Raw genomic sequence first — 12707 nt, 5'->3', positions numbered from 1 at the left:
CTCGGCCAAGGCCATCGGATTGGTGAACATGACCTAATGGCTGCCCAAGCTCAACTAGGAGGGGATCGTCTCGAAGAAGACGGATGCGCTATACCGGTCCGACCGCAACGAGGCATGGCTCAAAATTAAAGCCCGTTCAGCACAAAAAGACCCGTCCGGTCTCGCGGCGCTTTAGCTCGGCAAGCAGAGAGGCAAGGGTCCGGTCTACATGGTAAGGTCGGCACGGGCTGGAATCGGATGACCTTGGCAAGCATCCGCAAAGGATTAGACAGCGTAGTTGGCCCAAAGAGCAAATTGAGTAAGTCACTCAGGAAACCGAAAGCAACGTGGGTCGAGCCTGTTTTTTCAGTGGAAATCGAATACCGCGACATCACGTCGGAAGGATTGCTCCGCGCCAGTTCGTTCAAGGCGATTTCAAGAAAGTAACTTAGGTTGTGGAAAATATCGTGTTCCGACCTTACGTTCGATCCACCACCGTGAGATCCAAGGCAACCACCGGTGATGAGATCGCCCATCACAGCGCTCCCGCCCCACACCAACAGGGAGCAGCTCCATGAAGAAGCGGCGTCGTTTCAAACAAACAGAAACCCTCCAGGAACGGCTCAGGAAGTTCGCGGCGGATAGCCGCGAACAAGCTAGCCAGATGCCGGCAGGTGAAGAACGAGACCAGCTCGTGAAGAAGGCCCGGCAGGCTGACACCGCAGCCCACCTCGACGAGTGGATGAGTTCATCGGGGCTACAGTCGCCGAAATAGGGCTCGAGGCATCTCCTTCCTCCAAGTCCTAGGGGCCCCCGTATCCGGCGGGGGCCTTTTGCTTTAGGAACGGCGCACCTCAAGCCACGTTGTCTATTCATGAGTGAACTACATATCCTGGTCGAAGAATCTGTCCAGATCGCTTGGGATTTCCTCGAACGCTCTGGCGAGATCATCGATGGCTACGAGACCAGCCAGTTTCTTGTGAGCGCCGTTGGCCGAATGGCGCTCACTGGTGAGCGACGCAAGCTCATGCTGGCGAACCGCGCCATCGACGTCTACCGGGCGACCAGACGAGAGGCCGCATGAACAAGGAGGTCGATGAGGCCGTTGCCGCCCGCGCTTACGAGCTGTGGGAGAAGGCGGGAAAACCGGAAGGGCGGGACGAAGAGTTTTGGTGCTTGGCCGAGCAGGAGCTATTGAACGAGGATAAGTCCTCGCCGCTGCGGACACCGACACGCTGTGATCAACCCCAACGGCCCCATTTGCCATAGTCTCGGCTGGTGTGCGAAAGCCATCCGCATCTGGTCAACGGCGAACTACCGAGCAGGCATTAACGGCTTGGCGCTTTACGACTTCACCCCGAAAGACTCGAACCCAGCCCAAATCACTCAGCGGCTTTATCCGCTCAGCTGATCTTGTGCACATCTCCAGGCTGAAGATCGAGTTCTTCGAGCATTTTCTGCTGCTCTGACGTCACGCTGATGTCCAGAACTTCTGCGGTCCAACCTTCCGGAACAGAAGCGAGTATCAACGTGATCGCCTGACGGGGCTTGGCCCGCGCAATCCAAATTTGCGTCGTCCTTGTGTCGTCTGCAAACACTTCGACGACCGTGAACTTGTTGCCGAACGACTCTGCCATGCCTTCCAATTCGGAGGCCCGACGCTGGTTGCTATCGTCTTCAATCTAGCGGCTGCTGCAGCCGCAGGCCATAAGCTTGGATCTCTAACTTCTGAGGAGCGGGCCTGTCGGCAATCTTCGGCTTTGGGCTATAGTATCGTTATCAGTCATAGACCATGCGAGCACGCTGAAGGCCGGTTCCCTTGCGAGAAGGGCACCTGCAATTGGCTGGGGAGGCTAGATGCCAATTGGTCGGTTGTTCGGTTCGACCTTATCGCCATCGGCATCACGGTTCTGGATTGCCACGCCGCGGAAGGAGCACCAAGTCGGCCGCTTCCTCGGCGTCTTGACCTGCTCCTTGCGCGAGAAACCCATCTGCGCCGCATGGTCAGACCGCGGCCCAGGTCTGGCTCGCGCGCACGGCTACAGGAAAGTCTGACGGAATTTCTCCGGCGGCGATCGCGTCCCGGAATCGGCCTTCCACTAGCGCCGCGCCGCCTGCGGCGGCGCTTTGCAGGAACTTCCGGACTTCAGCGTCGTCCACGAGCGGCGCGACGCAAATCAAAGGCAGCCCCGTGCGGACCCTTTCTCGGTCGCACTTTCGACGGCGCACCTCAGAAAGGCCACGATCGAATCGCGGAGACTCTGTGGAGAGAGGAGCGCCTTCGCAGCGCGAGCGTCCTTCCCCTCGGCATCGCCTTGAGGGCACGCAAGAACATCGCACGGTTGTCGCCAAGGACAGCGTCAGGCTCGTCGTCCCACACCATTCCGGCGACCGAGTCGCCAATCGTCACGCCGTCGTAGCACCGCAGGCGAGAAGGGCGACGCACCGCAAGCTGAGGCCTACGGTCGCGTCGCTTCCGGACCGTTGCTGGAGATCGCTGCGCCACGTAAGCTGCCGGCATTGTCAGGAAGCGGGAGCGTCTCATGAACAGGCGGCATACACTCGGCCTCTTCGCGGCGGCGACAATTTCGATCGTAGGATTCCCGAAGGACGGAATTTGCCAAGGCAAGACTCTCAAGGATCAGGTGGTAGGCACCTGGATATACGCATCGAGCACCGCCACGCGCGAGGATGGTAGCGCCGTAGAGCGGCCAAAGCTGCAAGGCGCCGTCACCTATACTGCCGAAGGGCGTTTTCATTTTATTACCGTGCGCTCTGACGCTCCGAAGTATTTATCGGGCGACTCCGCGCGCCCCTCGCCGGAGGAGGCCATGGCCATCGCGTCGGGTGTCATCGCATATACCGGCACGTACACTCTGGATGAAAACACCAAGACGATCCACGTCAACATCGAGACGAGCTCGTTCCCCAATCTCGTCGGAGCACCAAATCAACGACGGGTAATAACCTCGATCAGCGACGATGAATTGAAATTCACGAACCCGCGCACCCCGGCCGGCATTACGTTGGGGTTCGTGTTCAAGCGGGCAAAGTAAGCCCGCCGCCGAGCCCTCCCCACTGGAATCCCTAATGCGTGCAAATCGCCCGGAACGAGCGGGCGGCGGAAAGATTCATCCAGGCAGAAGTGATCTCGGTGCTGATGACGAAAGAGCGACCGAAAGCGATCCGAACGGTGCGAGGCTGGGTTATCAACGTGCTGCAGGAGGTGGGCGCCATCCACGAATGCGAGGAGCACGGGGCCAAGGACCGAGGCGACCCGCACGCCCGCGATCGCGCCGTCGATCTGGCCAGGCAACAGCCGCCCGAAGGCGTGCCGGCTGACGAGGCGACTGCCGCGCTTCGCAACGTGCTGGAGAGCCTCGTCGAAGGCCTCCTGATCCCTGAATATTGCCCCATGAGTAGTCCCACTTCCTCACTCGGCTCCCTCGGTTGCAGTTTCTCTCGATCGGCCGCATCGAGGTGGTTGAACTGCGAGTTGGATACGCCTTCGTTCTCCGTCCCGACATGGAGGTGAAGGCTATGAACAACGAGATTGCGAACGGGCGTCTTCGCTTTTGCGGCAATGCTGCTCCCGGCGGTTGCCTAGAACCTGGAGAGTCCCTCAAAGTAGATGCCCGAGCGCGCGAACTACCACCGCTTCCGTCCATCCCTATCTGGATTCGATTGAGTGGATGAGCCGGGAATGCAGCCTTCAGCCCTGGCTCTCGAGGGCAGCGAGGCTGTGGCTCAACCTCGCTGTCCGAATTGCGGGCTCGGGCGCATAAGTCGCTTAGTACTCGCTGGAGGCGGACGTCAGCGGGGACCAAGCCCTAAAAATTTTGGGATCCCCTCTTGAAACCAAAAACGACTTTGCTAATTTTTCCGTCACCACCGGACGGTGGTGCCTGGGCGCCCCATGGGTTCAGGCCGTAGAGACGGGCACCGGAAGTGTCCGGTGCCGCTCGTAACCATCTTGCTCTTTGGAGGATTTGGCTATGCGCACTTATGATTTCTCGCCCCTCTGGCGTTCGACCGTTGGCTTCGACCGCCTTTTTGACCTTGCGGAAATGGCCCAACGGGCCGGCGAGGACAACTATCCGCCCTACAATATTGAACGACTGACTGAGGACCGCTACCAGATTTCGTTGGCGGTCGCGGGTTTTGCGCCCAACGAGATCGCGATCACGGCCGAACAGAACGTGGTCACCGTTGAGGGCAGCAAGTCGGAGAAGGCCGAGCGCGAATTCCTCTATCGCGGCATCTCCACCCGCAGCTTCAGGCGGCAGTTCAGCCTGGCGGACTACGTTCAGGTCAAGAGCGCCGCATTCGACAATGGCTTGCTCAAGATCGAGCTGGTCCGGGAAATCCCGGAAGCCATGAAGCCGCGCCGTATCGCAATCAGTGGCGTGTCGACCGACAACGTCCAGAAATTGGAAGCCAAGGCAGCCTGAGCGGGCTCCGAGCGGCGCCGCGCGAGGCTTCGCGCGGCTGCCGCTCGTCGTCAATGCAAGGGAGGTTACCATGCGGCCGACGACCGCTGACGACAACGTGTTTGACTTCAACGTGCTCTTGCATCCCGGCTCCGCTTTCGAAAGTCCCCGGGATGTCGTGTGCCACGCTGGCCTGACGACGGCCGAGAAGCGGGCAATTCTGGCAGCCTGGGCGTCCGACGCATCGGCGATAGCGTCGTGCCCGTCGCTCCGCTCGCCCGCTGGACTGAACAAGCCCGTATCGATCGGCGAAATCCTCGAGGCGCTGTGCGAACTCGACGGCGGCCCCCGAAATCCTCCGGGTGGAAAACCTTGTCGGTTGCGCTCAACCGAACGTGCCTTGGCCGCGTGAGCCGGAAGGAAACGAATTATGATCGAGGGAAATCTCGAACGCCTGCGTGCCCATCGCGCAAATATTCGGCGCTACCGCAGGCTGCTCGCGACGCGGCTCTCGGACCTGGAGCGAACCTATATCGCACGTCGAATAAGCGAAGAGCAGCGTTCCGTGGAGGCTCTTTTGCACGAGACGTTTCCCGATCGCCTCTCGCTGCAGATGGATCGCCGGACAACGAACTTGGAGATGGCCGGGCTGCTACATTCAGCCGAGGCTTTCGGTCATCCAATGGACGTTGTGGATGACTGCGACCTTACATCGTACGAGAAACGGGCCATTCTGTCGTCCTGGGCCGCGGATGCTTGCGCAGTGAAAGACGATCCAGAATCGAACCAGACAATCGATGGCGCTGTGAGTTTCGACGACATCGTGGACGCCTTACGCCTTCTGGAGTTGGGTTCGCATCGGAAGATCGATCGCTCCAACCAAAAAGGCCGACGTTTTGGCAGCCATGAGGCGAACGATAGTCCCGCCCCGTAGATCGATCCTTATTGTTGCTCTGCCGCGACTCCGACGAGAGCGCGGCAGGGGTGGAAATATCTTTCAGCACTGCGAGGGGAAATGTCTCAAACTGTTTCTCAGAAATTGCCGTTGCTCGGCAACGGGCTGACCAACTATTTGGCGCAGATTAGAAAATTTCCCATCCTCACTCAGGATGAAGAGACCACCCTTGGCCGCCGATTGCGAAACCACGGGCAACGTGAAGCGGCTTATCGCCTTGTGACAAGCCATCTGCGTCTCGTTGCGAAAATTGCCATGAGATATCGAGGTTATGGGCTACCCATTGCCGATATCATTTCCGAGGGCAATGTCGGCCTGATGCAGGCCGTACGACGATTCGATCCGGAGCGGGGGATCCGTCTTTCCACTTATGCCACGTGGTGGATCAAGGCAACGATCCAGGATTTTGTTCTTCGCTCTTGGTCGCTGGTGAAGATCACGGCGGACGCTGCTCAGAAGAAGTTATTCTTCAAACTGAGGCAATCGAAGGGTGCGATCTCCGCCTTGGAGGAGGGGGATCTGAGGCCGGAACAGGTCAAGGCGATCGCCACTCACCTCAAGGTACCCGAACGTGTAGTCGTGAATATGGACCGTCGCCTGCGTGGCGACCTGTCCCTGAATTTACGTCACGATGCCGGAGACGTCGGCGATGCCCTTGAACGGCTGGTTGATCCGTCGCCCACTCATGACGTGACGTTGGCCGAGAACCAGGAACTGGCTCTACGGCGCGAAGCTTTAACAGCAGCCATTGAGAAGCTAAGCCCCCGTGAAAGGCACATCTTCACGGCACGCTATTTGAGTGAAGATCCCCTGAAGCTCGAAGCGCTTGCTTTAAAGTACGGAATATCGCGCGAGCGTGTCCGCCAAATCGAGCAACGGTCATTTGAAAAGGTGCAGTCCGCGATGCTGGCAGGAGGAGCCTGTCTGAAAGGTCCAGATGGATCGAAGGAACGGTAACCACACTTTCGGCTCAGCCGCTTGACCGTACGATGGTAACGCAATTCATTCTTTGTCTAATGACCGCGAATAGCATGGCCGCGGCCGGAGCCATCTGCGCGGCGCGACATATCGCGGCATTTAGCGAGCGGCCGTCGCACCTCCAACGGATCCGCCCTTGCGGAGAAGCAGACTTCAGCGTCGTACAACAGGCGGTGCAGGGGATTGAAGCCGACCAAAAAGCTAGGCAGCTCATCGGTAACATTCAGCAGAAGGTTACCGCCGAGCAGGGTGAGCGAAAGCTAATATCTGACCAACTCGGTGCGCTGAGCGCGCGCGTCAACTCGCTGGAATCTGCAAGGACTGAAAGCCGAGCGCGGGCACCACCGGCGCGCAAAGACGCATCAAACGACAGGCGGTTCGGTCAGACGCGTGAGCGGCGCCGACCAGCCTCTGCCAAGTTGTAGGTCCTTGCTATGACTGCGGAGAGGACGAGGTTCATCAGGGCAGCGGCTTTCGAAACGGGACCACGACACCATCGGCTGCGCGGATCGCAACTTTGGCCAATTCTAGGGCATCGAACTTGAGATTGACCAGCGTATGAGCGATGCCTTGGCGGTCCAGCTCACGGACGATCGCCTCGGTCACCCTCATCAGTCTGGCGGTGTCAGCTTCGGTCATGTGCATGGGCGCTGGCTACGGCATGGGGGAGGAAAAGGTGTATCAGGGTTGCGGCTTTCGAAACGGGATCACATCTCCCTCTGCCGCGCGGATAGCCACCTTGGCGAGCTCCATCACGTTGAACCCGAGATCAGCAACGGCGTCGGCAACTCCCTGACGGTCCATTTCGTACACGATCGCCTCGGCGACCTTCATCAGGCGGGCTGCCTCGGCTGTGGGGTCGTTCATGAGCGGTCCCCGAGCTTGTCGCCCGCTATATCGGAGAGGCGTAGGAAATCGTTCATTCCTAGAGGTTACAGGAGCGCAAGTGGCCGGGGCAATCCTCGCCATCAGCACCCTATTGATGGCCGAAGCGTCTATCGCGGCGCGCGAGATCCTTGGCCGGGGCCGGGCGGCAGTGGTCCGACCCCAGCCCAGTCAAACCGCCATAGCTCGCCCTCAGTGCAAGTTGGGGTCGGCTTCTGTCCTTACGAGTTCAATTGATCGAAGGTGCCGATATCGTGGCGAGCACGCGCATATCTACACCGCGCACCGTGACGGAGCGCCCGGTTTCCTGAGCAATCTTAGCGGCCACATTCATGGCGTCGTCCTCGGCCGTGCCCTCGAGCACGATGATGCTGCCGCCGCGTGAAACAGCGGTGGGACTCGACACGCTAAGGACGATCGACGGATGCTTTAAGTTCATTGCGGACTCAAGACCAACAGAGACGCCAGGACGGCCGAAAAAACGAACAGCCCAAAGATGGCGAACTGAAGCAGGCGCTCGGGTTTCACTGCGCTCCCCCGCGAAATGCTCCGAACCCGCGTAACGCCGGCCGATGCGATTAGTTCCTCAATATACGACCTCGTCGCCTCGGTTCGCCGTGAAGCTTGCTAGGGCGACGTCAATCCAGATTATGACTGGCTAGTGGTATCCACAGGTGGCTCGGTCGCCGGAGATGATCAGAATTGAGAGGGCCTCAGCGTCGCTGATCGGAAGCCCCCTGGTCGGGAGTGTCGAAAACGAGCAAAGCTTGGCCTCTCGCAGTAACATAGGCTCATTCCGACGCTGCAAATGCTGCAACTAGATTTGCTCCTGACCCTTGGGTGTCAGTACCGGCAACTCGCCTACAACTTCGACATAGCCCATATCGCGCAGGGTCTCCATGTCAGACGAGCTAACCGGGCTAAGGGTAAACCGCTTGGCTCGAATGTCCCGCAATACCCATCGAAGCCGAATGACTTCATCAAGCGGAAGTGCTGTCAAATCACTCATTGGGTAGCTCTTGTAGCGATGGTGATCGAGCCCACCGCCGTGAATGCCTTCCGTTCTTCGGCAAAGCGGCTTTGAATATAAATCTGCTCGACATCCGATATCTGGGTTTGGAGAAGTCGGCGGTAGCGGCCAATATTGTCGTCGCGCGCTCGGAGGCGCACCGTTTGCTCATCGGTCATTATCGTCACTCTGAAGGTGGAATATCGGTCCTGCGATGTAAGTGTCCACAAGACGTAGAATGCGCGCTGTTGCTGTCAAGACTTCGGCTGAGCTCATAGTTAACACCCAGAGCCCCCAATGCTCAGGCGTGGAAGCATTTCTCAGTACGAATACCGTGATTTGCACGATGATGTGCATCTCGAACGGAGCCCTCTTATTTTGCTATCTCCCGGTCTGGCCTTTCCGGGTGCAGTTTCGATTTTCTTGACTGGAGCTTGCCCAACAGGGCTGCAATGACATCCAGGGCAAGTTGATCCGAGGTGCGTCCGGAAAGCTCCGTGTACCGCGCAATGTCCTTATCCAACTCAATGCATTTCTCGCACATGCAACGTCCTGGAGGCGAGCGGCCCCAGCAACCTATGGGGGCCTAGGGGCAGTTGCTGGGCCTTCTACCGGCTCGTGTGGCGCGTGCGAGCCAGGTCGTGCTTACTGCGCAAGCATCGCTATGCCGATGATTACGAAGGGGCTCAGTCCAAAAAGGACGATGCAGAAGTTTTTAAGGAGCTCGCTGCCATGGCTCAACTCCGAGATGTGGGCGCTTCAGAATACCGCTGACAGGCGTCGAGAATATGTGCAATTTGTGCCATGGCATCTCCGTAAAACTACGGGCTTAACCGAAGAGGCCTGCGCCGTGGTTCGCTCACCAGTCGGTTCGCAATTGATACCGATGCTTCAATCTGAACTCCGTGGCTCCCGTGGCGTGCTGGATTCGCTCGAGATCGGCGCCGTCCCTGACTGTGGCATGAAGTTTCCAATCCGGATTGGCCTGAACGACCTCCACGTGGCACACATGTTCGCCGCCGGGAAAGCTGCGAATCTCGCGTAAAGCGACCAACTCCAGGTCCCTTGCCGATATCGGCGTTCTCATGGTCTGACCCTCGCCATCCATGTTCGCGTGGGATGATAACCGATCAGGCCGCTTGCGCTGGCTGAGCGAACTCGGCAAGCAGCCGTTCCAGGTTGCGCTTCTCCTCTTCGATCCTTTCCGCAAACTCCTTCCGCTCCTGCTCCGTTTTCGCCGTGTCGAGCAAAAACCGATAGTGGCCGATTATCTTCTCGCTTCCATGAATCAGAAACTGCGTCGTGCTCATGGTGAGGCACCTTCTGGTTCGATGCCGGCGTCGAGCAGCGGCTGCTGACGAACGAGAAGGGGAATCTCAGCAACCAGATTTTCTATCGCCGAGGATTCCTCGGAGAGACGTCGTTCGATGAAGTTGCGCTCAAGGTCGTTTAGCTTTGTGCTGAGCAGCCACCGATAACGTCGGACGTTGTTGCGACGTGCCCGCAGTTGTTCGAGTTGGCGATCCACGATCTCGCGCCTTTTTGTTGTCGAGGGCCGCCGAGCACACCAGCGGGCCTCGATTCTGTCCACGATGTGTTTCGGAAGGTTGATGTCGTCCATGTCACCCTCCTAGGCTGCCAGAGGCCGAAAGGTTGACCGAAGACGATAGGGCTTGCCTCCCGGCGGATGGTGGGGATCGTTGTCAAGACGACAAAGGGCGTCGAGAATGACGTCGATCTTGACTGGTGATCTTAAATCCGCAGGCGCCCGTAAGCCCGGACAGGATGGGACCGCGGCGGCATCAGATGCCCAGGACGCCAGGAGTGCGCGCTTTTCCTCCTTGGTCATAGACAGGTCTGCCAGGACATCGAGGGGATGATTGAATTGCGCCTCGTTGCGGTGAGATACATTCAGCGAAAAGACATTGGCGGTCGTCGGCCGCATGTTTGCCTCCGTTCCAAGACGAAAATTGCTGTGGTTGAAGCCGCGTGCGGCGAATGCGGACGCGGCTTCGCGCGTGTCAGGCCGCGGCGGATTCGAGCTGGTGAGGGCGGCTCGGCTGCGTCGCGTTGATTGCGATCCGACGCGGTTTCATCGCCTCCGGAATTTCGCGCGCGAGCTCGATCTTGAGCAGGCCGTTGTCGAAGGTGGCATTCTTCACCAGCACATGGTCAGCCAAGCTGAACTGCCGCCGGAATCGACGGGTCGAGATACCTTGATACAGGTAGTCGCGTTCAGCTTTTTCGACCTTGTTGCCTTCGATCGTAAGCACGTTCTGCTCAGCGGTTACTGAGATTTCGTCCGGCGAGAAGCCTGCGACCGCAAGCGCGATCTGGTAGCGGTCTTCGGAAAGTCGTTCGATGTTGTAGGGAGGGTAGTTGTCTTCGGTGGCCCGCTGGGCTGTTTCGGCGAGGTCGAAGAGGCGATCGAACCCGATTGTCGACCGGAAGAGAGGAGAGAAATCGTACGTGCGCATAGCCAAATCCTCCAAAGAGCAAGATGGGTATGAGAAGCACCGGACACGACCGGTGCCCCTGTCCTGGACCCGATTGGCGCCCAGGATATCGGACCATGATGGACCGACGAGCAACGAATTAGATTGGGATTTGGCAGTGTCAAGGGGCGGTGCAAAGAAAATTCGACTAGCGGAAAATAGGGCTGTTGAGCCGGGCCGAGGAGTTGGCGGAGCCAGTCGGAAACGGGCTGGCCGTCCGCAAGTGCCGCTCTTCGGTAAGGGAACAATGGTTTTCTGGCTGCGTTAGGCGGTTTTCGGGAGAGTTCACGTGGAAAACATCGTCGAGCGGGTCATCCGCACTTATGGGTTGATGATTAGCCTTACCCCTGAGGAAGAAGCTGCTGCCAGACAGCGGGTAGTCGAATTTGTTAAGGGCAGAAGAGGGGATGAAAACGCGATAGCGGTCGAAGCCATCAAGCATCTACGAGGACCAAAGCCTTCGCGTCGGCGGCGGGCCCGTCGAGCTTCAGAGCTGTCGGCCTGATGCTGGCCGATGCAGGGCGGCAAGCAGTCACCGTCAGCTCCGATGCCGCTGTCAGCGAAGCCTCATGACGTAATCTGCCTTAGCAGTGAAAGCGGACCGGCCGCGGAGACGTCCGCTGGGAGCCAAACGGAGGCAAAGGGACCGTGAACCAACGGTGGCCCGCTGATCTGTTTTCTGCCAAGCCGAAGAGACGATCGAATTCGATTGTCGATCGGAACAGGGGCGCTGCCGCGGTCAATCTGGGTTGAGAAGCGAAAGACATCCAATCGTGTCCGCGAACGGATCGAATTTGCGCACTTCTAGAGCAACGCATCCTTGACTGGATCACTTTGTCTGCTTTTGGCCCGTCGCACATCGCGGCTCCGATCATCATCGAGTGATGGGCAATCCGTCGAATCGCAGCTGCGCGAGGGGCAAGCCGATAAAGCTCTTGACATGGACCGGCAGATTAATCGGAGATGACTTCCAGTGGAAGATGATGCCGGATTCGCAGGCGCGCTCGCATCCTGAAAGATAGGTCGGATTGTCGCCCGCCAGGTGAGAGCGGAACCCAATCAGCTGTTCAACAGCTTAAATCCCACGTCACGCAGCGGCGTTATCCGGTCAGCTGATTTTGTGGACATCTCCGTACTGAAGATCGAGTTCTTCGAGCGTCTTCCCTGCTCTGACGTCAAGCTGATAACCAGAACCTCGGCAGTCCGACCTTCCGGAAAGGAAGCGAGTATCAAGGTTATCGCCTGACGCGCCCTGGCCCGCGCAATCGAGGTCTGCGTCGTCTTTGTGTCGTCTGCAAGTACTTCGACGACCGTGACCTTGTTGCCGAACGACTCTGCTGGAGCGCCGAAGATGGTTGCTATCTCTTCACCGGCAAATGGCTGGGAATGTACATGCAACTTAGTCGGTTTCTCGAACCCGGCAAATACGCGCCAGAGGAAGTTGCAATCCGAGCTAAGGAATGCATGCCGTTCCCGAGCAGGAACGAACTCCTGCGCCACTGATGCGAAAGCAGACAGCCAGCAACAGAGTTCAGCGGCTTAGTTTTATTGTCAGTGTATGAGTTGTGCGTTGCTCGGATGCTTGCTGGCCTCGGTGGCAGGCGCCGCCGTCGCGCAGGACTGGGGCAACATGGCCATCATCTCATCGACGCTCGGCAACAACGCTGCAGAGATGTGAATATTCTCCCATAAACCTCATGGCTCGGGAAATTGCGTCGTCAATGCACACCATCAGTCCGGAATCGCGACATGACACGGAGCGATCTATCCGATTTCCGGAAGCCCGGCCGACGCGCTCCCGCAGTCGGTGCCGACATAATCTGACTTAAGCGCCTCGATGCAGGGTCGCAAACCTCTCCTCGAACGCGTAGAAGGTGGACCCGGACGTGCGTGAGAGGTGCCGATCCTACGTCGACACTTTTTGAGACCCCTCGCCAGTCGTGGAGGCGCCAGATTACCGATCGCAGACTGCCCTT

22 protein-coding genes are annotated in these 12707 nt (G+C 58.5%); 10 read left to right on the top strand and 12 right to left on the bottom strand.

What is annotated here, in order from left to right; genetic code table 11:
- Positions 1 to 125 precede the first annotated feature (125 nt).
- Positions 126 to 515 (bottom strand): hypothetical protein, encoded by a 390-nt coding sequence (locus CK489_RS42850; protein WP_502694097.1) that lies wholly within the window; start codon positions 513 to 515, stop codon positions 126 to 128.
- 38 nt (positions 516 to 553) lie between these two features.
- On the opposite strand from CK489_RS42850, the gene CK489_RS02865 reads away from it, so the two are divergent.
- The 3 genes from CK489_RS02865 (at position 554) to CK489_RS02855 (ending at position 1248) form a co-directional block, all read left to right on the top strand.
- Positions 554 to 754, top strand: coding sequence for a hypothetical protein (locus CK489_RS02865; RefSeq protein ID WP_095731246.1), 201 nt, complete (start codon positions 554 to 556; stop codon positions 752 to 754).
- Between the two features lie 99 nt (positions 755 to 853).
- Positions 854 to 1063 carry a hypothetical protein gene (locus tag CK489_RS02860; protein WP_095731245.1) on the top strand — a complete coding sequence of 70 codons (210 nt, stop codon included), beginning with the start codon at positions 854 to 856 and terminating at the stop codon, positions 1061 to 1063.
- Entirely contained in the window at positions 1060 to 1248 is a 189-nt protein-coding gene (locus CK489_RS02855; RefSeq protein WP_095731244.1) for a DUF2934 domain-containing protein, read from the top strand. Before CK489_RS02860 ends, CK489_RS02855 begins: the two co-directional genes overlap by 4 nt.
- Positions 1249 to 1382: 134 nt before the next feature.
- Here CK489_RS02855 and CK489_RS02850 read toward each other — a convergent pair whose 3' ends face one another.
- Entirely contained in the window at positions 1383 to 1616 is a 234-nt protein-coding gene (locus CK489_RS02850; protein ID WP_094193643.1) for a hypothetical protein, read from the bottom strand.
- Positions 1617 to 2522: 906 nt separating this feature from the next.
- Here CK489_RS02850 and CK489_RS02840 point away from each other — a divergent pair.
- The 6 genes from CK489_RS02840 to rpoH all read left to right on the top strand — a co-directional run bounded on the left by CK489_RS02840 (position 2523) and on the right by rpoH (position 6321).
- Positions 2523 to 3035, top strand: coding sequence for a lipocalin-like domain-containing protein (locus CK489_RS02840; protein ID WP_095731242.1), 513 nt, complete (start codon positions 2523 to 2525; stop codon positions 3033 to 3035).
- 38 nt (positions 3036 to 3073) lie between these two features.
- Positions 3074 to 3514, top strand: coding sequence for a hypothetical protein (locus tag CK489_RS42750; protein WP_349626912.1), 441 nt, complete (start codon positions 3074 to 3076; stop codon positions 3512 to 3514).
- Between the two features lie 460 nt (positions 3515 to 3974).
- A complete protein-coding gene (gene hspD, locus CK489_RS02830) occupies positions 3975 to 4430 on the top strand; it encodes a small heat shock protein HspD (protein WP_095731241.1) in 456 nt (151 codons plus the stop codon).
- Positions 4431 to 4500: 70 nt separating this feature from the next.
- On the top strand, positions 4501 to 4821 hold the full coding sequence (locus CK489_RS02825; RefSeq protein WP_095731240.1) for a hypothetical protein: 321 nt from the start codon (positions 4501 to 4503) through the stop codon (positions 4819 to 4821).
- An 18-nt stretch (positions 4822 to 4839) separates the two neighbouring features.
- Positions 4840 to 5343: a hypothetical protein gene (locus CK489_RS40535; protein ID WP_143278083.1), complete on the top strand. Its 504-nt coding sequence runs from the start codon at positions 4840 to 4842 to the stop codon at positions 5341 to 5343.
- An 81-nt stretch (positions 5344 to 5424) separates the two neighbouring features.
- Positions 5425 to 6321 (top strand): RNA polymerase sigma factor RpoH, encoded by an 897-nt coding sequence (gene rpoH / locus CK489_RS02815; RefSeq protein WP_095731239.1) that lies wholly within the window; start codon positions 5425 to 5427, stop codon positions 6319 to 6321.
- A 480-nt stretch (positions 6322 to 6801) separates the two neighbouring features.
- Here rpoH and CK489_RS02805 read toward each other — a convergent pair whose 3' ends face one another.
- The 9 genes from CK489_RS02805 to hspD (CK489_RS02760) form a co-directional block, all read right to left on the bottom strand.
- Positions 6802 to 6981, bottom strand: a complete 180-nt coding sequence (locus tag CK489_RS02805; protein ID WP_143278082.1) for a hypothetical protein — start codon at positions 6979 to 6981, stop codon at positions 6802 to 6804.
- A gap of 42 nt (positions 6982 to 7023) precedes the next feature.
- Entirely contained in the window at positions 7024 to 7209 is a 186-nt protein-coding gene (locus CK489_RS02800) for a hypothetical protein (protein WP_095731236.1), read from the bottom strand.
- Between the two features lie 247 nt (positions 7210 to 7456).
- The gene (locus tag CK489_RS02795) at positions 7457 to 7666 is read right to left on the bottom strand and encodes a hypothetical protein (protein ID WP_095731235.1); all 210 of its coding nucleotides are present in this window, start codon (positions 7664 to 7666) and stop codon (positions 7457 to 7459) included.
- Positions 7667 to 8044: 378 nt separating this feature from the next.
- Entirely contained in the window at positions 8045 to 8236 is a 192-nt protein-coding gene (locus CK489_RS02790) for a hypothetical protein (RefSeq protein ID WP_095731234.1), read from the bottom strand.
- Entirely contained in the window at positions 8233 to 8415 is a 183-nt protein-coding gene (locus CK489_RS02785; protein ID WP_095731233.1) for a hypothetical protein, read from the bottom strand. Before CK489_RS02785 ends, CK489_RS02790 begins: the two co-directional genes overlap by 4 nt.
- A 951-nt stretch (positions 8416 to 9366) precedes the next feature.
- Entirely contained in the window at positions 9367 to 9546 is a 180-nt protein-coding gene (locus CK489_RS02775; RefSeq protein WP_095731231.1) for a hypothetical protein, read from the bottom strand.
- A complete protein-coding gene (locus CK489_RS02770) occupies positions 9543 to 9857 on the bottom strand; it encodes a hypothetical protein (protein WP_095731230.1) in 315 nt (104 codons plus the stop codon). Before CK489_RS02770 ends, CK489_RS02775 begins: the two co-directional genes overlap by 4 nt.
- Before the next feature lie 9 nt (positions 9858 to 9866).
- Complete coding sequence (locus tag CK489_RS02765) at positions 9867 to 10181, bottom strand: hypothetical protein (protein WP_094193607.1); 315 nt, start codon at positions 10179 to 10181, stop codon at positions 9867 to 9869.
- A 76-nt stretch (positions 10182 to 10257) separates the two neighbouring features.
- Positions 10258 to 10713, bottom strand: a complete 456-nt coding sequence (gene hspD, locus CK489_RS02760) for a small heat shock protein HspD (RefSeq protein ID WP_095731229.1) — start codon at positions 10711 to 10713, stop codon at positions 10258 to 10260.
- Between the two features lie 307 nt (positions 10714 to 11020).
- Between hspD (CK489_RS02760) and CK489_RS40530 the strand changes: the two genes are divergently transcribed.
- Positions 11021 to 11236: a hypothetical protein gene (locus CK489_RS40530; RefSeq protein WP_143278081.1), complete on the top strand. Its 216-nt coding sequence runs from the start codon at positions 11021 to 11023 to the stop codon at positions 11234 to 11236.
- 554 nt (positions 11237 to 11790) lie between these two features.
- Here the strand turns inward: CK489_RS40530 and CK489_RS02755 are convergent.
- Positions 11791 to 12231 carry a hypothetical protein gene (locus CK489_RS02755; protein WP_095731228.1) on the bottom strand — a complete coding sequence of 147 codons (441 nt, stop codon included), beginning with the start codon at positions 12229 to 12231 and terminating at the stop codon, positions 11791 to 11793.
- Positions 12232 to 12707: the final 476 nt, after the last annotated feature.

Origin of the sequence: Bradyrhizobium sp. UFLA03-84 (genome assembly GCF_002289535.1) — a bacterium.
GTDB classification, from domain to species: Bacteria; Pseudomonadota; Alphaproteobacteria; order Rhizobiales; family Xanthobacteraceae; genus Bradyrhizobium; species Bradyrhizobium viridifuturi.
The sequence above is the reverse complement of the archived record's forward strand: the minus strand, read 5'-3'. Positions and strand labels throughout refer to the sequence as shown.

Excerpts from the sequence above, each read along its gene's own strand:
- rpoH (WP_095731239.1), top strand. The coding sequence starts at position 5,425 with ATGTCTCAAACTGTTTCTCAGAAATTGCCGTTGCTCGGCAACGGGCTG.
- CK489_RS02855 (WP_095731244.1), top strand. The coding sequence starts at position 1,060 with ATGAACAAGGAGGTCGATGAGGCCGTTGCCGCCCGCGCTTACGAGCTG.
- CK489_RS40535 (WP_143278083.1), top strand. The coding sequence starts at position 4,840 with ATGATCGAGGGAAATCTCGAACGCCTGCGTGCCCATCGCGCAAATATT.
- CK489_RS02795 (WP_095731235.1), bottom strand. The coding sequence starts at position 7,666 with ATGAACTTAAAGCATCCGTCGATCGTCCTTAGCGTGTCGAGTCCCACC.
- CK489_RS02775 (WP_095731231.1), bottom strand. The coding sequence starts at position 9,546 with ATGAGCACGACGCAGTTTCTGATTCATGGAAGCGAGAAGATAATCGGC.
- hspD (WP_095731241.1), top strand. The coding sequence starts at position 3,975 with ATGCGCACTTATGATTTCTCGCCCCTCTGGCGTTCGACCGTTGGCTTC.
- CK489_RS02860 (WP_095731245.1), top strand. The coding sequence starts at position 854 with ATGAGTGAACTACATATCCTGGTCGAAGAATCTGTCCAGATCGCTTGG.
- CK489_RS42850 (WP_502694097.1), bottom strand. The coding sequence starts at position 515 with ATGGGCGATCTCATCACCGGTGGTTGCCTTGGATCTCACGGTGGTGGA.
- CK489_RS02840 (WP_095731242.1), top strand. The coding sequence starts at position 2,523 with ATGAACAGGCGGCATACACTCGGCCTCTTCGCGGCGGCGACAATTTCG.
- CK489_RS02765 (WP_094193607.1), bottom strand. The coding sequence starts at position 10,181 with ATGCGGCCGACGACCGCCAATGTCTTTTCGCTGAATGTATCTCACCGC.
- CK489_RS02770 (WP_095731230.1), bottom strand. The coding sequence starts at position 9,857 with ATGGACGACATCAACCTTCCGAAACACATCGTGGACAGAATCGAGGCC.
- CK489_RS02785 (WP_095731233.1), bottom strand. The coding sequence starts at position 8,415 with ATGACCGATGAGCAAACGGTGCGCCTCCGAGCGCGCGACGACAATATT.
- CK489_RS02865 (WP_095731246.1), top strand. The coding sequence starts at position 554 with ATGAAGAAGCGGCGTCGTTTCAAACAAACAGAAACCCTCCAGGAACGG.
- CK489_RS02850 (WP_094193643.1), bottom strand. The coding sequence starts at position 1,616 with ATGGCAGAGTCGTTCGGCAACAAGTTCACGGTCGTCGAAGTGTTTGCA.
- CK489_RS02790 (WP_095731234.1), bottom strand. The coding sequence starts at position 8,236 with ATGAGTGATTTGACAGCACTTCCGCTTGATGAAGTCATTCGGCTTCGA.
- hspD (WP_095731229.1), bottom strand. The coding sequence starts at position 10,713 with ATGCGCACGTACGATTTCTCTCCTCTCTTCCGGTCGACAATCGGGTTC.
- CK489_RS02825 (WP_095731240.1), top strand. The coding sequence starts at position 4,501 with ATGCGGCCGACGACCGCTGACGACAACGTGTTTGACTTCAACGTGCTC.
- CK489_RS02800 (WP_095731236.1), bottom strand. The coding sequence starts at position 7,209 with ATGAACGACCCCACAGCCGAGGCAGCCCGCCTGATGAAGGTCGCCGAG.
- CK489_RS02805 (WP_143278082.1), bottom strand. The coding sequence starts at position 6,981 with ATGACCGAAGCTGACACCGCCAGACTGATGAGGGTGACCGAGGCGATC.